Annotated in this window: 16 protein-coding genes, 1 tRNA gene and 3 pseudogenes; 4 read left to right on the plus strand and 16 right to left on the minus strand. The window is 35.1% G+C overall.

Annotated features, from left to right (window positions below; genetic code table 11):
* Window positions 1-32 precede the first annotated feature (32 nt).
* The 5 genes from potC to inhA1 all read right to left on the minus strand — a co-directional run bounded on the left by potC (window position 33) and on the right by inhA1 (window position 6,833).
* Window positions 33-833 carry a spermidine/putrescine ABC transporter permease PotC gene (gene potC, locus VK90_RS00400; protein ID WP_048369540.1) on the minus strand — a complete coding sequence of 267 codons (801 nt, stop codon included), beginning with the start codon at window positions 831-833 and terminating at the stop codon, window positions 33-35.
* Window positions 834-839: 6 nt separating this feature from the next.
* Window positions 840-1,688 (minus strand): spermidine/putrescine ABC transporter permease PotB, encoded by an 849-nt coding sequence (gene potB / locus VK90_RS00405; protein WP_025151014.1) that lies wholly within the window; start codon window positions 1,686-1,688, stop codon window positions 840-842.
* Entirely contained in the window at window positions 1,685-2,668 is a 984-nt protein-coding gene (gene potA, locus VK90_RS00410; RefSeq protein ID WP_025151015.1) for a spermidine/putrescine ABC transporter ATP-binding protein PotA, read from the minus strand. Before potA ends, potB begins: the two co-directional genes overlap by 4 nt.
* Window positions 2,669-2,905: 237 nt before the next feature.
* Window positions 2,906-4,273 carry an aldehyde dehydrogenase gene (locus tag VK90_RS00415; RefSeq protein ID WP_048369543.1) on the minus strand — a complete coding sequence of 456 codons (1,368 nt, stop codon included), beginning with the start codon at window positions 4,271-4,273 and terminating at the stop codon, window positions 2,906-2,908.
* A gap of 169 nt (window positions 4,274-4,442) precedes the next feature.
* Window positions 4,443-6,833, minus strand: a complete 2,391-nt coding sequence (gene inhA1 / locus VK90_RS00420; protein WP_048369545.1) for a M6 family metalloprotease immune inhibitor InhA1 — start codon at window positions 6,831-6,833, stop codon at window positions 4,443-4,445.
* Between the two features lie 330 nt (window positions 6,834-7,163).
* On the opposite strand from inhA1, the gene VK90_RS00425 reads away from it, so the two are divergent.
* Both VK90_RS00425 and VK90_RS00430 read left to right on the plus strand, forming a co-directional pair.
* Window positions 7,164-7,298: an anti-repressor SinI family protein gene (locus tag VK90_RS00425; protein ID WP_048369547.1), complete on the plus strand. Its 135-nt coding sequence runs from the start codon at window positions 7,164-7,166 to the stop codon at window positions 7,296-7,298.
* Between the two features lie 79 nt (window positions 7,299-7,377).
* Window positions 7,378-7,701, plus strand: a complete 324-nt coding sequence (locus tag VK90_RS00430) for a helix-turn-helix domain-containing protein (RefSeq protein WP_002170931.1) — start codon at window positions 7,378-7,380, stop codon at window positions 7,699-7,701.
* 80 nt (window positions 7,702-7,781) lie between these two features.
* On the opposite strand, the gene calY is transcribed toward VK90_RS00430, so the two are convergent.
* From calY to VK90_RS00460, 6 genes are all read right to left on the minus strand, one after another.
* Window positions 7,782-8,375, minus strand: coding sequence for a biofilm matrix protein CalY (gene calY, locus VK90_RS00435; RefSeq protein WP_048369548.1), 594 nt, complete (start codon window positions 8,373-8,375; stop codon window positions 7,782-7,784).
* Window positions 8,376-8,827: 452 nt separating this feature from the next.
* Window positions 8,828-9,643, minus strand: a complete 816-nt coding sequence (locus tag VK90_RS00440) for a DUF4047 domain-containing protein (protein WP_048369550.1) — start codon at window positions 9,641-9,643, stop codon at window positions 8,828-8,830.
* A gap of 162 nt (window positions 9,644-9,805) precedes the next feature.
* Window positions 9,806-10,393, minus strand: a complete 588-nt coding sequence (locus VK90_RS00445) for a CalY family protein (protein ID WP_048369551.1) — start codon at window positions 10,391-10,393, stop codon at window positions 9,806-9,808.
* A gap of 61 nt (window positions 10,394-10,454) precedes the next feature.
* Complete coding sequence (gene sipW, locus VK90_RS00450; RefSeq protein ID WP_002170927.1) at window positions 10,455-11,024, minus strand: signal peptidase I SipW; 570 nt, start codon at window positions 11,022-11,024, stop codon at window positions 10,455-10,457.
* Window positions 11,025-11,250: 226 nt separating this feature from the next.
* Window positions 11,251-12,537, minus strand: a complete 1,287-nt coding sequence (locus VK90_RS00455; protein ID WP_048369555.1) for a D-alanyl-D-alanine carboxypeptidase family protein — start codon at window positions 12,535-12,537, stop codon at window positions 11,251-11,253.
* Between the two features lie 155 nt (window positions 12,538-12,692).
* Complete coding sequence (locus VK90_RS00460; protein ID WP_000251863.1) at window positions 12,693-12,920, minus strand: hypothetical protein; 228 nt, start codon at window positions 12,918-12,920, stop codon at window positions 12,693-12,695.
* Between the two features lie 283 nt (window positions 12,921-13,203).
* On the opposite strand from VK90_RS00460, the gene VK90_RS00465 reads away from it, so the two are divergent.
* Together VK90_RS00465 and VK90_RS00470 are read left to right on the plus strand one after the other, a co-directional pair.
* The gene (locus VK90_RS00465; protein ID WP_048369557.1) at window positions 13,204-13,425 is read left to right on the plus strand and encodes a hypothetical protein; all 222 of its coding nucleotides are present in this window, start codon (window positions 13,204-13,206) and stop codon (window positions 13,423-13,425) included.
* A 190-nt stretch (window positions 13,426-13,615) separates the two neighbouring features.
* A tRNA-Val gene (locus VK90_RS00470) sits at window positions 13,616-13,688 on the plus strand.
* Between the two features lie 84 nt (window positions 13,689-13,772).
* Here VK90_RS00470 and VK90_RS30470 read toward each other — a convergent pair.
* From VK90_RS30470 to VK90_RS00480, 5 genes and pseudogenes are all read right to left on the minus strand, one after another.
* A pseudogene (locus tag VK90_RS30470) lies at window positions 13,773-13,957 on the minus strand (tyrosine-type recombinase/integrase); the annotation flags it as partial.
* Between the two features lie 103 nt (window positions 13,958-14,060).
* Complete coding sequence (locus VK90_RS00475) at window positions 14,061-16,034, minus strand: acetoacetate--CoA ligase (RefSeq protein WP_048369558.1); 1,974 nt, start codon at window positions 16,032-16,034, stop codon at window positions 14,061-14,063.
* 230 nt (window positions 16,035-16,264) lie between these two features.
* Complete coding sequence (locus tag VK90_RS31300; RefSeq protein ID WP_082147716.1) at window positions 16,265-16,426, minus strand: LPXTG cell wall anchor domain-containing protein; 162 nt, start codon at window positions 16,424-16,426, stop codon at window positions 16,265-16,267.
* A 20-nt stretch (window positions 16,427-16,446) separates the two neighbouring features.
* Window positions 16,447-16,551 (minus strand): annotated as a pseudogene (locus tag VK90_RS31305) (TetR/AcrR family transcriptional regulator); the annotation flags it as partial.
* Window positions 16,543-16,866 (minus strand): annotated as a pseudogene (locus VK90_RS00480) (hypothetical protein); the annotation flags it as partial. The pseudogenes VK90_RS00480 and VK90_RS31305, both read right to left, overlap by 9 nt.
* Between the last annotated feature and the right edge of the window lie 96 nt (window positions 16,867-16,962).

The raw sequence follows: 16,962 nt of genomic DNA on the forward strand, positions 1-16,962 counted from the left end.
ATTACCCCCTCGTACTTTCTATATCATTCGTATTATAAAGGAAGGTGTCCTCCAGAGTTTTCTTCACCATCTGCACCTTTGTTACGGAAGATTTCAGATAAAACCATTAATCCTACGATAACAACAATTAAAATTGTAGAAAGAGCATTAATTTCAGGCGATACTCCGCGCTTAACCATACTATAAATGTATAATGGCAATGTTGTTGATCCTGGTCCTGATACGAAGAAACTAATTACAAAATCATCAATTGATAATGTGAATGTTAATAGTGCTGCTGAAACAACTCCCGGCGCAATGGCTGGAAATGTTACATAGCGAAACGTTTGCCACGGTGTTGCACCTAAATCATTTGCAGCCTCTTCTAAATCACGTCCCATACTAGAAAGACGTGCCGCTAAAATAACAACAACAAATGAAATACTAAATGTAATGTGCGCAATAATAATCGTTACTTGTCCAAGTTCGATACCTAATTGGCTAAATAAGATTAGTAAAGATAATCCCATTAAAATATCAGGAATTAAAATTGGTAAGTATACAAGGCCGTTAATAGCTCCTTCAAAACGATATTTATAACGATGTAATGCAATCGCAAAAATCACACCAAGAATGGTCGTTACAACCGTCGTTATAATCGCAATTGTCATACTATTTATAAACGCATCAATAACATCTTGTTTTTGAAATAAATCTGTATACCAATGGAATGTAAAGCCTTCCCATTCCGCATTAATACGGGAATCGTTGAAGGAATATACCATTAAAACCATCATTGGAAAATACAAGAATAATAAAATTAACCAAGAATAAGAAACTAAAAACTTCTTCATCGTTGCCTATTCCCCTCCGTTCTCATCATATTTATATACCTTCGTTGCACGATAATATAAGTAAATTAACAGAACAGAGAATAGAACAACGATAATTGATAACGCAGAACCAAACGGCCAGTCACGCGCACCTAAGAATTGGTTTTGAATTACGTTTCCGATTAATGCTACTTTCGATCCGCCCATTACATCTGATACAACAAACATTCCAATAGAAGAAACGAATACTAAAATAGAACCAGTAGCAACTCCTGACATTGTCATCGGTAATGTTACATTCCAAAACGCCTTTACTGGTGTTGCACCTAAATCATAAGCTGCTTCTAGCTTGCGCTTATCAAGCTGCTCAATAGCCGCATACACTGGTAAAATCATAAATGGTAATAAAGAATAAACCATCCCTAGTACTACAGAAGGTGTATTATATAGTAAATTTAAAGGCTCACTAATAATACCTAGTTTCAATAGCAATGTGTTTACAAGACCTTGTGAACGTAAAATAACAATCCATGCGTATGAACGAACAAGGAAGTTAATCCAGAATGGAATCGTTGCTAATAATAATAGAATGGAACGATATTTACGATCAACAATTGTAATTGTATACGCAAATGGATAACCGATTAATAAACATAGTACTGTTGTAATAACAGCTATCTTTACTGTTTCCCATAACGTACCCATATACAGCGGATCAAACACACGCACTATATTATCTAGCGTAAACTGCATTTCCACTGTCCCGTATGCTCCGCGCTGTAAAAAGGCGAATGCTAATACGAATAGAAGCGGAAATAAGAAAAAGATTAACAGCCACGTGACCGTAGGTAATGCGAGTAATTTCCCTTTTTTCAATTTAAGGTCACCTCGTCCTCTTGCTCCCAGCCTACGTATACATTATCTCCAATGCTCCACTGCGCTGCTTCTTCAGCAGTTTGGTATGCCATTAGTAATTCCGATGTTTTCTCATCACGTACATAAAGCTTTTCCATATTTCCAACAAACTCAATATCTTCAATATGCCCAAGATGGTATTCTTTTAAAATTGGTTGCTCAACCGAACGAACTTTTACATTTTCAGGGCGAACTGCTACGTAGTTTTCCCCATTTTTCACGATATTATTTTCACCGATGAACGTTGCAACGAACAACGTTTTCGGTTGATTATAAATTTCTTTAGGCGTGCCGACTTGTTCGATATGCCCTTTATTCATAACGACAATACGATCACTCATGCTCATCGCTTCTTCTTGATCGTGCGTTACATATATGAACGTAATTCCTAAATTACGTTGTAAGTTTTTCAATTCACGTTGCAAATCTTTTCTTAACTTAAAGTCAAGCGCTCCAAGTGGCTCATCTAATAGTAATACACGTGGGTTGTTTACAATTGCCCTAGCAATTGCTACACGTTGCTGCTGCCCACCAGAAAGCTTCGAAGGTTTACGATTACGGAACTCAAGTAACTGCGTTAAACGCATTGCCTCTTCAGCACGTTCTTTCTGTTCTGCTGCTGGTACTTTTTGCATTTTCATACCGAAACAAATATTTTTTTCGACATTCATATGTGGGAATAGTGCGTAATGTTGGAACACTAAATTCATATGACGCTTATACGGCGGCAAATCATTTATTTTTTCATCGTCTAATAAAAGATTCCCTTTAGTTGGAGTTTCAAAACCCGCGATCATACGAAGTAAAGTCGTTTTCCCGCAACCACTCGGTCCTAAAATCGTTAAAAATTCTCCTTCTTTAATGTCTAAAGAAAGAGGTGGGATAATCACTTGATTTCCAAAATGTTTTTCTACTGCTTCAACTTTAATAATCTTTTTCATTTTCCCGTCCTATCTACCTTAAATTTAAATTTTTATATTCATGAATAAATATTTATGTTCTATAGACTATTTTTTGTTTCGATCCAAACAAAAATGGTTATTTAGCAAGCGTTCTCTTCTATTCTTTATGTAGTATGTTTGATTCATTTTCGCACGATACATATGTCGAACAGAAAAACCCCTTCCATTGCGAAGGGGCTTTTATCATACGGCTACGCCTACTGATAAACACCATCATCATTTTAACAACTTTCGTATAAATTTTAAAGCACTTTTTGTAGAAGAATAACGAATTTTCATATCGAACGCTGTAGATTGGGACAAAATGCTTTTATAATGGGAAAAAGTTCGAAAACTTTCTTTACCATGATATCCTCCTAATCCACTGCTTCCAACGCCCCCAAAAGGTAAATATGGCGTTGCAAGATGATATACAACATCATTTATACATCCTCCGCCATATGAAATATTTCTAGTAACCTTCTCTTGTACACCTTTATCCTCAGAAAATACATATAGTGCTAACGGCTTTGGATGTTGCTGAATCGTTTCAATTACATCTTCTATTTTGTCATATTCTAGTATTGGTAAAATCGGGCCAAAAATTTCATCTTCCATCACAGAGTCTTGCCATGTAACATTTGTTAATACTGTCGGCTCAATATGTAACGTTTCTTTCTTATAATTCCCACCAATCACTGGATTACCGTCTTGTAAAAATGTACATAAACGTTCAAAATGACGCTCACTCACAATTCGTACGTAACTGTCATTTTGTAAAGCATCTTTTCCATACTGCTCTGCAATTTCATGTCGCAATGCCTTGATTAACTGTTCTTTCACTGACGAATGAACGTACATATAATCAGGTGCTACACATGTCTGCCCAGCATTCAAAAACTTGCCCCAAACAATACGTCTTGCCGTTACATCTAGCTTTGCATCTTTATGTACAATGCATGGACTTTTCCCGCCAAGTTCTAGCGTAAGAGGCGTTAAATTTTTCGCCGCTGCTTCCATGACAACTTTCCCCACACCAACACTACCTGTAAAGAAAATATAGTCAAATGGTTCCTTTAACAAAGCCGTACTTTCTTCAACACCACCTTCTACTACCGCCACAAGTTCTTCTGTAAATAACTCTTCTAACATTTTCACAAGAACCTTTGAAACATTTGGCGTTAACTCAGAAGGCTTTAAAATAACTGTGTTTCCCGCTGCTAGGGCTCCAACAAGAGGTGCGATTGCTAATTGAAACGGATAATTCCATGGTGCGATAATAAGCGTTACACCGTACGGTTCTGGTACTATTTTCCCCTTTGATCCAAAATGCGTAAGAGCTGTTCGAACACGTCTTGGTTTACTCCATGATGAAATATGTTGCATTTGAAAAGAAATTTCTTTTAGCACATATCCGATTTCAGTTGTAAACGATTCGTGAATTGACTTATTTAAATCTACTTTCAGTGCTTGAAAAATTTCATCCTCAAAACGCTGAATCCCATCATAAAGCTTCTGTAAATTACTCTTTCTTATTTCTACACTTCTCGTATGCCCTTTATAAAAATATTCCTTTTGCTTATTTACAATAGAAGAAATACTCATTCCTTCACCTTCTCCCACTATTTTTATCCAGTTCTTTCATTATTTATATAGAAATAACATATAAAACTTTTTTATTCGTAAAGTTACATTATATATAACTTTTTCTTTTATATAAAATTCATTGCTCAAAAAAACTACCGAAAGAAAATCCCTCGGTAGTTTTACTGTATTAACGATATAAACGAACAGCACCTGCAGAATTATCATCAGCTTGTCCTACTACTTCAAACTTCAGACCAAGATTCGGTAAAATACGTCCTGCATCTGGAATCTGCTGATTAATATACGTTTTAGAATCATCAAACTTCGGTACGCCCGCTAAACCATTGTACGTGAACGTTCCACGCGTTGGAGATACAACTTTCCAAGCTGGCGTTTTATCGAATGAGAACGCCGCATCAGCGATTTGGAATCGTGTACTACTCTTAACTGTTGGTTTACCATTTAAAGTTCCTACAATTGCTTCTGGGTGAGAATCAACTACACCAAGGAAACCGTGTCCTGGATGTACACCCACCCAGTTATCTGTGTACGCTGAATCCGCATACCATACCACCATACCAGTGTTATATTCTGGACCACGAGCAAATTTCAATGCTTTATCTGCACCAGCATAGTTTCTCCACTCTACATAGTAGTTATGTTTTTTCTTCTCTGTTCCATTAGATACAACGAAACCATCTAATTTTAATTGTGGTGTACCTTCTGCATCATCTGAGAATACAACTTTACCGTCTACTGTTAATGACGCATTATCAAGAGCGAATCCATTTAATGCTAGACCACCATCAGTAATGTAATCAAATGTTAATTTCACTTTCTTACCTTTGAACTGACTTAAATCGTATGATTTGTCAATCCATTTTCCATTTGTCGTATCTGCATTTCCACTATTTGCTTTCTCACCAAGACGTTCAATTAACGTTTGTTTACCGTCTTCTGTTACAGCGTGTACTTCAAGGAAATCGTAACCTGCTTCAATTTCATATAATGACTTGAAATCGAATTTCGCATTCGTTGCATTCGTTAAATCGAACAGCGGTGTCTCCATTTTTGTGTGAAGGTCATCACCTTTTGTGCTGTAATAATATTGTTTACCGAATGCTGGCTCAATCGTTTTTACATCTTTATCTGGTAAGTTAACACGAATCAGACCTGGACGATCCGACTTCGTAACACTTTGATCTAAATACGTTGCAAAACCGATACCTTTGTTTAACTTATCGTAATCTACTTCTGCGATATTCGCCCAGCTACCACCGATTGTTTTTTGGAAAAACTCTTTATTTTGCGGTGAAAAACTTGTTGGCGTTGTTCCTGCGATTTTACCAGCCCAGCTTCCGCCACTCATAATAGACCAAGCTTCAACCGGCTCACCATTACCGCTATATTGTGTATCATACTCATCTGGAAGACCTAAGTCATGACCATATTCATGTGCGAATACACCAACTGCGCCATCTTCTGGCTCAATTGTGTAATCATATGCAGCCATCTTCCCGCCCCAATACGGAACTTTCGCTTTTGTTCCTTCAATTGCGAATGGCTTTGGTCCAACTGTCCAGCGATGTGACCAAATTGCGTCGTCGCCTAATTTACCGCCACCAGCTTCTTGTCCAACACCCGCATGAATAATCATTAAATGATCGATTAAACCGTCTGGTTGATTTTTATTTCCATCTCCATTTACATCATATTGATCAAATTGATCAAACTCTGATAAATCAATACCGCTATCTACAGCTGCTTTTAGTGCATCTTTTACTAAATCACGTGGTCCTTTTGGTCCTTTATTATCATGGCCGCCATTTGGAGAATCTGCACCATAATCAGCTGCTTTACCTGGAACTGTTAACCATTTTGTAACTGTTCCATCCACTGTGTAGCTACCACCAGATTGTTCTTCATAATATTGTTTAAACGTTTCAATTTTACTTCCATCATCTAACGTAAACGGCTCGTTACCGAATAACATTTTTTCATAATGTTCTTTATTAAAATCGTTCGAATACATATAGCCAGGTTCTTTATCAATATTGTTATGTTTGAAATCAGCGTACTCTACAAGTAAAACGAGTACTTTATCTTTACGAACTTCACCGTTATACTCTTTTTGTTTTGCTGGTGAAGTTGGTACTTTACCATTTAGTCCGCCTTTAACTGGGCCTGTTCCTGCTGCAGTCCCGTTTGCTGGCTGCTCTAATTTTTCTTTCGTCTCTGCCTTTGCATCTTTTACTTTCTTTAAAAAGTCAGATGCTTCTTTTGTAAGTTGGTCCCCATTTGCCTGTTCTTTGCCAGGATTTTCACCCTTCTTGTTCTCTACATACTTTTCGACCGCTTTTTTTGTCTCTTCACTTGAAGCTGACTGATCAATTACCCCACGTTTTTTTAGCGCATTTGCTAATCTTTCTTCTGGGATTAAGTGGTCATCAACTGGGCTCGTAGCTGTCTTATTCACAGGCGTTTCTGCATACGCAGATTGGCTTCCAGCGCCAAATGAAAGGCCTAAAGCAGCTGTCAAAGCAATTGTTGATAACACTTTAAATGGTTTCTTTTTCATCCCTTATTTCCTCCCCTAATAAAAAATATGTATTACATATTAAATTTTATTAAAAATTCAATATTTTTTCAATATTTAGTCATATTATGTAATTTTTTTAATATATTTGTAAAAATTTCTTAGTTAGTATACGAATATATCACAATTTATTAATGTTTTCTGAAAATATTGATAAATTATAGCGAACACTTTATAATTTTTACTGAGGGAATTTAATGGGGATTTTATCTACACAATATTCGATAATTTGACACATAAATATAAAATTCAGTTCAATTATCGTCTACTATGTAGCTGCAATTATGACCAATAATTAGGGAGGAATCACACTTGTACAAAGATAAGGCGGACTCACTAGATCCAGAATGGATTGATTTAATACTTGAAGCCCTAGATTCTGGTATTGCCCTGCAAGAGATCGAATACTTTTTGCAACGTATGAAGCAAACGAGCCAAGCACAATAGCCTCGTTCTTTTTAACGAAGTTTATGTTATAATAATGACATCATAAGACGACTACACATTGATAGAAAGGTGCGCAAATATGATTGGAGAACGTATAAAACGCCTTCGTTTACAAAAAGGGATTTCATTAACAGAACTCGCCGAAAAAGCTGGTGTCGCTAAATCTTACATTAGTTCCATAGAACGGAATTTACAAAAAAACCCTTCCATTCAGTTTCTTGAAAAAATTGCAGCAGTTCTACAAATTCCAGTTGATACTTTACTTCATGATGAAACAACAACGGAAAGCCACCTGGACTCCGAATGGACACAACTTGTTAAAGATGCAATGAGCTCCGGTGTCTCAAAAGAACAATTCCGTGAATTTCTAGAATTTACACAGTGGAAGCAAAATCAAAAATAATATATATGAAGGAGCATATAAGACTAGCGCTCCTTTTTTCTTTATAAAAAAAAAGCGGGAGATACCCGCTTTTTGATTTATTATTTTTCTTCGCCATCTGTTTGGCTCGCGTTGAATGTCCATTCTAAGTTTAATGAATCGCCTTGGAATTTATTTTGATCTTTACCATCATCTACGAATTCAAACTGTACCCATAGATAGTCTTCTGATCCAGCTTCTAAACCACCTTTTTCACTCCATTCAGGAGCAAAAACATCTTTAGCAACAACGTCTGGATCTAACGTTTGTAATTCTGCTAATGTTGTTTCATAAACAGGTTCACTTTGTTTATCCCAGTTCCAAATGAATTTCACTTTAATATGCTTACCAAAGTCTTCTCCAGCATTATCGCCTTTTGCATCTTTCACAGAATACTTTGTCGCTAATTTAACGTCTTTAATCGCTAAAGTACCGCTATTCTTTAATAAGAACTCTTTCTTAACAGAATCCCCTGGTTTTAAATTATCAATATTTACAAGCGTTTTAGGGTTTAATGTAAGATCTAACGTCCCAGCTGCAAATGTATTGTTTGATACTTCTTTATCGCTAAAGTAAGCGAATGTTCCTCCACCAATTAAAGATAACCCCAATGCTGCTGATGCAACTCCCATACCTAATTTCTTTTTCAGACTCACAATCAATTCCCCCTAGCTGTTTTTTGTATTTTTACATTGCTATCTCTTATATAAATAAGAGGTGTAACTAAAACTATATTAGCTAAGCTAATATTTGTTCTTTTTTAAAAACCTTAAGTTCATTATAACGAACAAATCTATGTAAACACAATATATATTTTCAAGTATTTTTATTTCTCAATATTGTTTTGATTTTTCAGAAAACACAAGGTTAATACTTTACTAATTTAGCACTTGTTCCACACTCAAATACATTTTATAAAAAAAGAGAGTAAGACAAAGAGGTGAGGGCTGACGTTCCCTCACACTCATATAAACATTAATATTTTCATAGCTATTTGCAGCTTATTCATTCGTTTTCTCTTGCACCACATTATTATTTTCCAGCTGTTTCACTGGAGCCGTTGCAGTAGCCTTTTCATACTCCATTTGATCAGACTGTTTATCTGTTTCTATTTTTTCTGTTCTTCTAGCTTTTTCTGTTCTTCTACTTTCTTCTGTTCTTCTGCTTTCTTCTGTTCTTCTACTTTCTTCTGTTCTTCTGCTTTCTTCTGTTCTTCTGCTTTCTTCTGTTCTTCTGCTTTCTTCTGCTCTTCTACCTTCTTCTGTTCTTCTACCTTCTTCTGTTCTTCTACCTTCTTCTGTTCTTCTGCTTTCTTCTGTTCTTCTACCTTCTTCTGTTCTTCTGCTTTCTTCTGTTCTTCTATTTCATTCTGTTTCTTTACCGTTTCATCTTTTAATAGTTGTTGTAGAGCCTGAATTTGTTCATCAATTGCTGGCAAACTAGCCTCTTTATCAACATAATCACGCTTCTCTTTAATGCTATGAAAACCTTCGTTCACATACAAGGATACTTGCTGAATTGATTCACTTTTATTCACTTTTAATTCTTCTTGTATTTGATTGTAAGGAGTTTCTATTAAAGTATATACTTTTTGTAAAGCCTCCTTCTCAGAAGCAATTTTCTCACGTCCTTGCTGCCATACAACAATTGCCTGTTCTATTTCTTCAATAGAAGTAACTTTCAATTTCGCTTTCATTTCTCCATACTCATGTTCAATATACTGTTTATGTTGCTCAGCTTGCTCTTTTAACGTATCAACTGTTTTCGGAAATATAATCGCTGTAGAAAGAGTGGCTTCTACTTTCGTTTCATGAATAAATGCAGCTTCTGTATACGTCATCATTTGAGAGCCTAAATAAAACGTAATAGAGCACATACACGGCAATATAAGCATCTTTTTTAATTTGCGAGGTGTTTTCAGCATCTGAATCTCTCCCATCGAACAATGCGTTCTTTATACAGAACGTTACTTTCATTATAATAAAGACTTGTACAAAATGATAGCCATATCCTAGAAAATACATTCCAATCCACGCTATTTAACTGTAAAAGGGGCTATCAAGGTGATAGCCCCTTTTATATTATATTATCTTTCTGTACCATCTGTTTGTTGTGCATCAAACGTCCAAGTTAAATTTAGTTTATCGCCTTGGAATTCATTTTGGTCTTTTTTATTATCAACAAACTCGAATTTCACTGTAAATTTATCCGACTTACCTGCAGAAATACCTTTTTCATCCCAGAACCAAGCAGATAAATCATTATCTACCGCTGTAAGTGTGTCACCCTTCAATTTATCTAGCGTTGTTTCTTTTACAATTGTTTCATGCTTATCTACATTTTTTAAGAATGTTACTTTAATATGTTTACCAAAATCATCTTTATTGTCGCCCTTCGCATCGATTACTTTGTAATCTGTTTTTAGTAAAACTTTTTTAATGTCTAAAGAGCCTTTATTTTCTAGTTTAAAATCTCTTTTAATTGTATCGCCAGGCTTTAAATTCGATACATCAACAACTGTCGATGGGTTTGCCGCTAAATCAAGTGTACCAGCCGCAAATGTATTATTTGACACTTCTTTGTCGCTAAAGAATGCAAATGTTCCTCCACCAACTAATGCTGCTCCTAGTACTGCTGATGCGATACCCATTCCTAATTTTTTCTTTAAAGTCATGTCCAAATCCCCCATAATATATATTTGTTAACTTCCTAATAGGAAGATATAACCAAAATAACTATACGGATTGTTCTACTTTTTTATCTTTCTTTTCTCCATCGATACTACGAATAGCACCAAAAATAGAAATTGCGGAATAGCCAAGTAAAAAGACTCCAGGAATAATAAGAAGTAATGCAGCTCCCGCTTTTGAATTCGCATAATTCAGTAAATAACCAACATACGGTACTGTAATGTCTCCGTACTTTCCAATTACGTTCTCTGCAAGTACTGGCTCTAAATCTGCTCCGTTGTTGTTATCCCCTTTTGTTTCATACATTACTTTTCCATTTATATCTTTCACACCGATAATACGGTGAGTGATAATTTTGTTATCTTTCTCTTTAAACGTAATAACATCGCCTTTTTTATATTTAGAACCATCTTTAGTTGGCTCTATCGCAATAATTGATCCTGTTAAAAATGTCGGTTCCATCGATCCTGATAACACTGTTTTAAATTGATATCCCATCACAGTCGGATCCCCGCCACTCGCTTTTGACGAAATAACTACAAAAGCTAAAAAAACCATCAATGCAAATAAAACAAATGAGATAACGTTGCTAATAATCTTCCAAACTAATTTCATCGTATCTCTCCCTCTCTACTGTTTTATATTATTTTGAAATTATTAACACTCGATTTGTTCTTTAACAAGAACATATATAAATAATATAACGAACATATAAGAATTGCAATGCGAAAATTTACAATAATTAGTTAAATCGTAACTTCCAATTAATCATGTTCTTTTACATACATACGACTACAGCAAAAAGACTGCGAACAAATTTCTTCGCAGTCTTCATAACAACTTACTTTTCATCTGATTTAACCCTTTGTTTATTACGACGCAAAATTACATACAGTAGTGCGCCAAATAATACAATACTTCCTATTCCAATACTTATCATTTTTACATTCGAGTCCTTCACTTCAGGCTCCACTGTATCTTTTTTTGGCATCGCAAAAGTAACATCTTCTTTTGAAAGAACGTTAATAGTCGCGATCGTTTGATTGTTTTTCGTAATATCAACTGCACCAACTATCTCACCACGATGAATTCCTTTATGATACAAAGATTCTTTATCTAATGACGCCGCTCGGAAAGTAGTTTTCACATTTTTCCCTTCATCTTTCTTAAGCATAAGATCTACACTTTTTTCAAGTTCACTATCAACATCTTTATTTAAATACGTTGTCTTTTGATGCCAATTATTTTTATCTAGTACAGTTTGTTTCGCAAATTGGCCAAAAGAATATTCAGCCATCTGCTTTAAATCTTCATAAATTTCAGGTCTTTGAGAAGCCATCACTACATTTATTATGCGATTTCCATCTTTCTCATTTAATAAAACGAGCGTATTACGCGCTTCATTCGTAAAACCCGTCTTACCACCAATACTATATGGATTTTCAAAATAAGTAGACTTATTAAAAATAGATACTGTCTGCCTAGATGTCGTAACCGTCGTTCTTTTCGTATTCATCGCTTGCAAAATTTCAGGATACTTTTGCACACCTCTCGTAATCATTGCCATATCATACGGCGTCGTATAATGATTCGGATCATGCAACCCGTTTGGCGTTACAAAATGACTATCTTTAGCTCCTAATTGCTTCGCCTTTTCGTTCATCATATTGGCGAAATTTTCAACACTTCCTCCAATATGCTCCGCAATCGCATACGATACATCATTCGCACTTAACACCATTAAAATCATAAGTGCAGTATCTCTATTAATAGTCTCACCAGCTTGAAACTCAATTTGATAATTACTCTTCTCTTGATCTAATGCTAATTGTGAAAACGTAAATTGATCCTCTGGCTTCGTATGCTCCATCAGCAAAATCGCCGTTAACACTTTCGTCATACTAGCAGGAAACGCACGATGATGTGCATTTTTGTCATATAGGACATCTCCTGTTTTCGCATCAATCGTAGTCGCAAACTGACTAAATACATTTGGCCCTTCCGCAGGTGGTGGTGCCACTTGCTCTGGATTCACTCCAACATTCGTCTCAGCATATAACGTCATAGGTGTCAAAAAAAATAAACAAATAACTATAACAAAAGCCGAAATTTTCTTAAAATTAACCATATGACTCTCCCTTTTCACTTTACTTTCACACTCTATCAAATGACTCTACCAATCTATATGTAATTTGTATTAAATTGGAAGAATATTCACTATTTTTTACTATATCATATTTTTACGATAAAGAACATAAATATACAATAAAAAATAAGAAGGAATTACTCTTTCTTATCCTTCTCATCGATCAACGAGTCTATTAACTTTTGTCCAGCTTCCTCGGCCGTAATCTCATCCGTCATCCCCATAAATGACCAACCTTTAGAATCGACCCACTCAACAAACTCTTGCAAAAACTCATCATGTGTAACATCCACATCAAGAATCGAACCATTAATCGAAATCGTTCTATTTCTAGACACACGCATCTTAAACGTTTTTCTTACCATTACAACTATTCTCCCTCTACTCCTGTATATTTATAAAATAATCTTGTACTTCTGTTATACATGATTTCTTGAAAATTGTAAAAAGGATATATTGGCCAATTTAAATATTAAAAATAAAAATCTCTTATCCTACATAACCTTCATCCGATATATAATTGGTCATAAATTACTGAATACATCCATATAAAAACAAAACAACTTACATTTTATCACACCAAATACACTTGACTTTAGTACAATAAAATGGAATATATTAGAAAACATTAAAATGAGGAGGAACTCCATGGCGCGTTGTACATATTGTAAAACGAAGTGGAAAATAAAAGATGTATGGTCGATACTCGTGACTTTTGAAAAAGATTGTCCATATTGTTTCGGAAGACAATATCTATCAAAGAAAACATTGAACGCTATGCCAGAACTTATAAGCTTACCTTTACACTTCTTATTCCCTTTTCTTGTTGATTTAAGTGATGAAAGTCCTTTGGATTGGTATCGGAAATAATATAACAGCTACATTCAAAACCTACTTTCTATTAAATTCCCTTCTTATTAATTATTCCTTTATTCACTACTAGTATGATTGCACATGCTTCCCCTTTAAAAACTTACTATAAAAATATTGTAAAATTTCAGTTAATTCATTATAATTGCCTTAACGCAATTAAAGATTCTATTACATAAGTATTTCTGAAGATCCCGTAGCTCAGCAGGGAGAGCGCCACCTTGACAGGGTGGAGGTCGCTGGTTCGAGACCAGTCGGGGTCATATTTGTAGAAACCGTGTCAAATCAACATTTGATGCGGTTTTTATTTATTTACTTTCATACTCTATAAGAATAAGGGCCATCGGTCACATTACCCACAAAATCTCTTCTACTTTATTAACTACCTCCTCTTGCATCGTTGGCAACACATGCGAGTAAGTATCTAATGTGATTTTGATATTACTGTGCCCTAACTTACATTCACACCTTTCACCAACAACAAGGTTGCATACGTATGCCGTAAATCATGAAAGCGAATCTTTGATATAGCTGTTTTATTATATTTTTTATTCTTCCCGTTTGTCTTTATAAAAAATTCGTATCTCTACTCATTTGAGCAGAGATACTTGCTTCATCAAAAAATACTATTATTCTTACTCATTGATTATTCGTGCTAAATCCACAAAGAAACTTAATGATTCAGGATTAGCCATGGAACCTGGATTAACTACCTTTTCCGCCGGAAATCCTAATAAAATCTTACGAATTGGGACTTCTAGTTTCTTTCCGCTTAATGTTTTTGGAATCTGCTCTACTACATACACCTCGTCGGGGACAAAACGGGGTGAAACCTTTTCTTTTATTTCAGCTTGTATTGTTTCTTTTAAGTCATCACACATAGTTACTCCTGGTTTTAACGCTACAAAGAGAGGCATATATGATTTCCGCCCAAGGAGTTCTAAATCAATTATTAAGCTTTCCATAATATCATTTAGAGCCTCAACCACGCGATAGATTTCACTAGTTCCTAGGCGTACCCCCAGTCGGTTAATAGTGGAATCTGATCGTCCAAAAATGACGCAACTGCCTTTATCATCAAATTTAATCCAATCACCATGTCTCCAAGTGCCTGGATATACATCGAAATAACTTTCAAGATAACGTTTATTATTGTCATCTCCCCAAAAATAAAGTGGCATGGATGGCATCGGAGCAGTTATAACCAATTCCCCAACTTCATTGATAACTGCTTTTCCCTCATCATCGAATGATTGTACGTGAGCACCTAAAGAACGAGCTTGTATTTCTCCTGCGTAAACAGGTAATATAGGTGAACCACCAACAAATGCAGTACATACGTCAGTTCCTCCACTCGTTGAAACAAGCCATACATCTTTTTTCACATTTTCATATACCCATAAGAATCCTTCTATAGGTAGAGGTGAACCAGTTGAACAAATAGACCTTAACTTTGAAAAACTGTGTCTTTCTTTTGGCTTAATTCCAAATTTCATACATGCACTTAAGAAACCAGCACTTGTACCAAAGAAAGTAACACCAACTTCTTCTGCAAGATCCCATAATATATGTATACTAGGATAAGATGGGCTACCGTCATATAAAACAATGGTACCTCCAGCCAGAAGACCACCTACTAAAAGATTCCACATCATCCATCCTGTCGTTGTAAACCAAAAGAACACATCATCTTGGTTAACACCCTGTTCAACTAATAATGTCTTAAGCTGTTCTAATAGTATCCCACCTTGACTTTGCACAATTGGTTTTGGCAAACCTGTTGTTCCAGAAGAAAATAATATCCAAAGAGGATGATCAAATGGAACGTTTTCAAAAACAAGCTCAGAATCCCCACATAAGATGTCATTCCAATACATTGTCTGACCATTCAACTTAAAATCATTACTGTTGATATATGGAATTAAAATTGTCTTCTTTAAAGTAGACAGTTCTGATTGAAGTTCCGAAACATTTGTAAGTCTATTCTGAATTTTACCGTTGTAAGCATACCCATCAACAGCAAATAAAATAGTCGGTTCAATTTGCTTAAATCGGTCAATAACAGTACCCGTCCCAAAATCCGGAGAACAACTAGACCAAATAGCTCCAATACTAGCACATGCTAAAAAAGCAATTATGGTTTCGGGAATATTAGGCATATAGGCAACAACCCGATCCCCTGGTTTTACACCTAACCGTTTTAACGAATTTGCAACCATTGCAGTTTTTTCCTGAAGTTCTTTCCAGCTTATTTCAGTTCTCTGATTCTTTTCTGATTGAAAAATTACCGCTGGCTTATTTCCTCTACCACCTCGAAAGACATGTTCTGCATAATTTAATGTAGCACCAGTGAACCATTTTGCCCCAGGCATCTTTCTTGATTCCAAAACTTGATTATAAGGCGTATTAGATTGGACCTTGCAATAGCTCCAAATGCTTTCCCAAAACGATTCAAGTTCCTTAACAGACCATTCCCATAACTCCTTTTGATTTCCAAAAGATAAACCCTTCTCTTGTTTGAGCCATTTCATAAAAAAACTGACCCCTGCTTTTTCAATTTGATACTGCGATGGTTCCCATAATAAAACACCTTCAGTAATCGCTTTCATTATTGTTCCTCCTAAATTAGTAATATTTTCGAAGTAAATAATAACTATATACAGCATATGCTCTTAAAAAACCTTTTTTAAAACAGTGTAACCTCAAGCAAAATAATGCCTCATGAAGAATTGATAATAGAATATAAATAAAAAAGCACTGCATGTACTTGTCATCCAAATAATAGATTTCCAAGTACATGCTAGTGCTTTCAATTCATTATTACTTTTTTCATTTACTATTACTTCCTTTGTGCAGCATTTCTTTTTCGTTTATTTGAGAAGAAGAAAACACTACCTAAAGCTGTAAACAGAGCACCTAATGAATTTAACCATATAGTTTGATTACTACCACCAGTTTTAGGCAAAACTTTAGTAGAATCATCATTTGTATCAGTAGTTATTTAATCATTTAAGTGTTTAGTAGAATGGTTATTTGCGCCATCTTCTTACCCTCTATTGCGGCATTAAAATGCCCCCACATAATTTCTCCACCTTTATTAAAAGCGGCGAGTACAATTTCATCTTTATAAGGTTCCTTTATGATTAAAGACGATTGATTATCTTTTTCTTTTTCAATCATTGTAAATACTTCTGTTTTCTCTTGTAATGTGTTGAATTCACTATTTTTAGTAGGTCTTTTACTTGTTTCAATTTTCTTTGTAACTTCGCCAAGCCTTTGCCCAATTTCTTCTGCTTTTGCAGGTTCATTTGTAACGTAGTATTCCTGATCCTCCCATACTAATATAGGTGGTACTTGTTCTCTCTTGTTACATACTATATAAGTAATACTAGCTACAAGTAGTAAACATGTTAATAAAAAGAAGATAGTTTTTTTATTCATATACTATTCTCCTTACCTATCATTTTATTGGATTATATAATACACGATATAGTCAGTAAATAGTTCTTATGGTAATTTTTAGTTTTAATTTCAAAA

Source organism: Bacillus sp. LK2, from assembly GCF_001043575.1.
Classification (GTDB): domain Bacteria; phylum Bacillota; class Bacilli; order Bacillales; family Bacillaceae_G; genus Bacillus_A; species Bacillus_A paramycoides.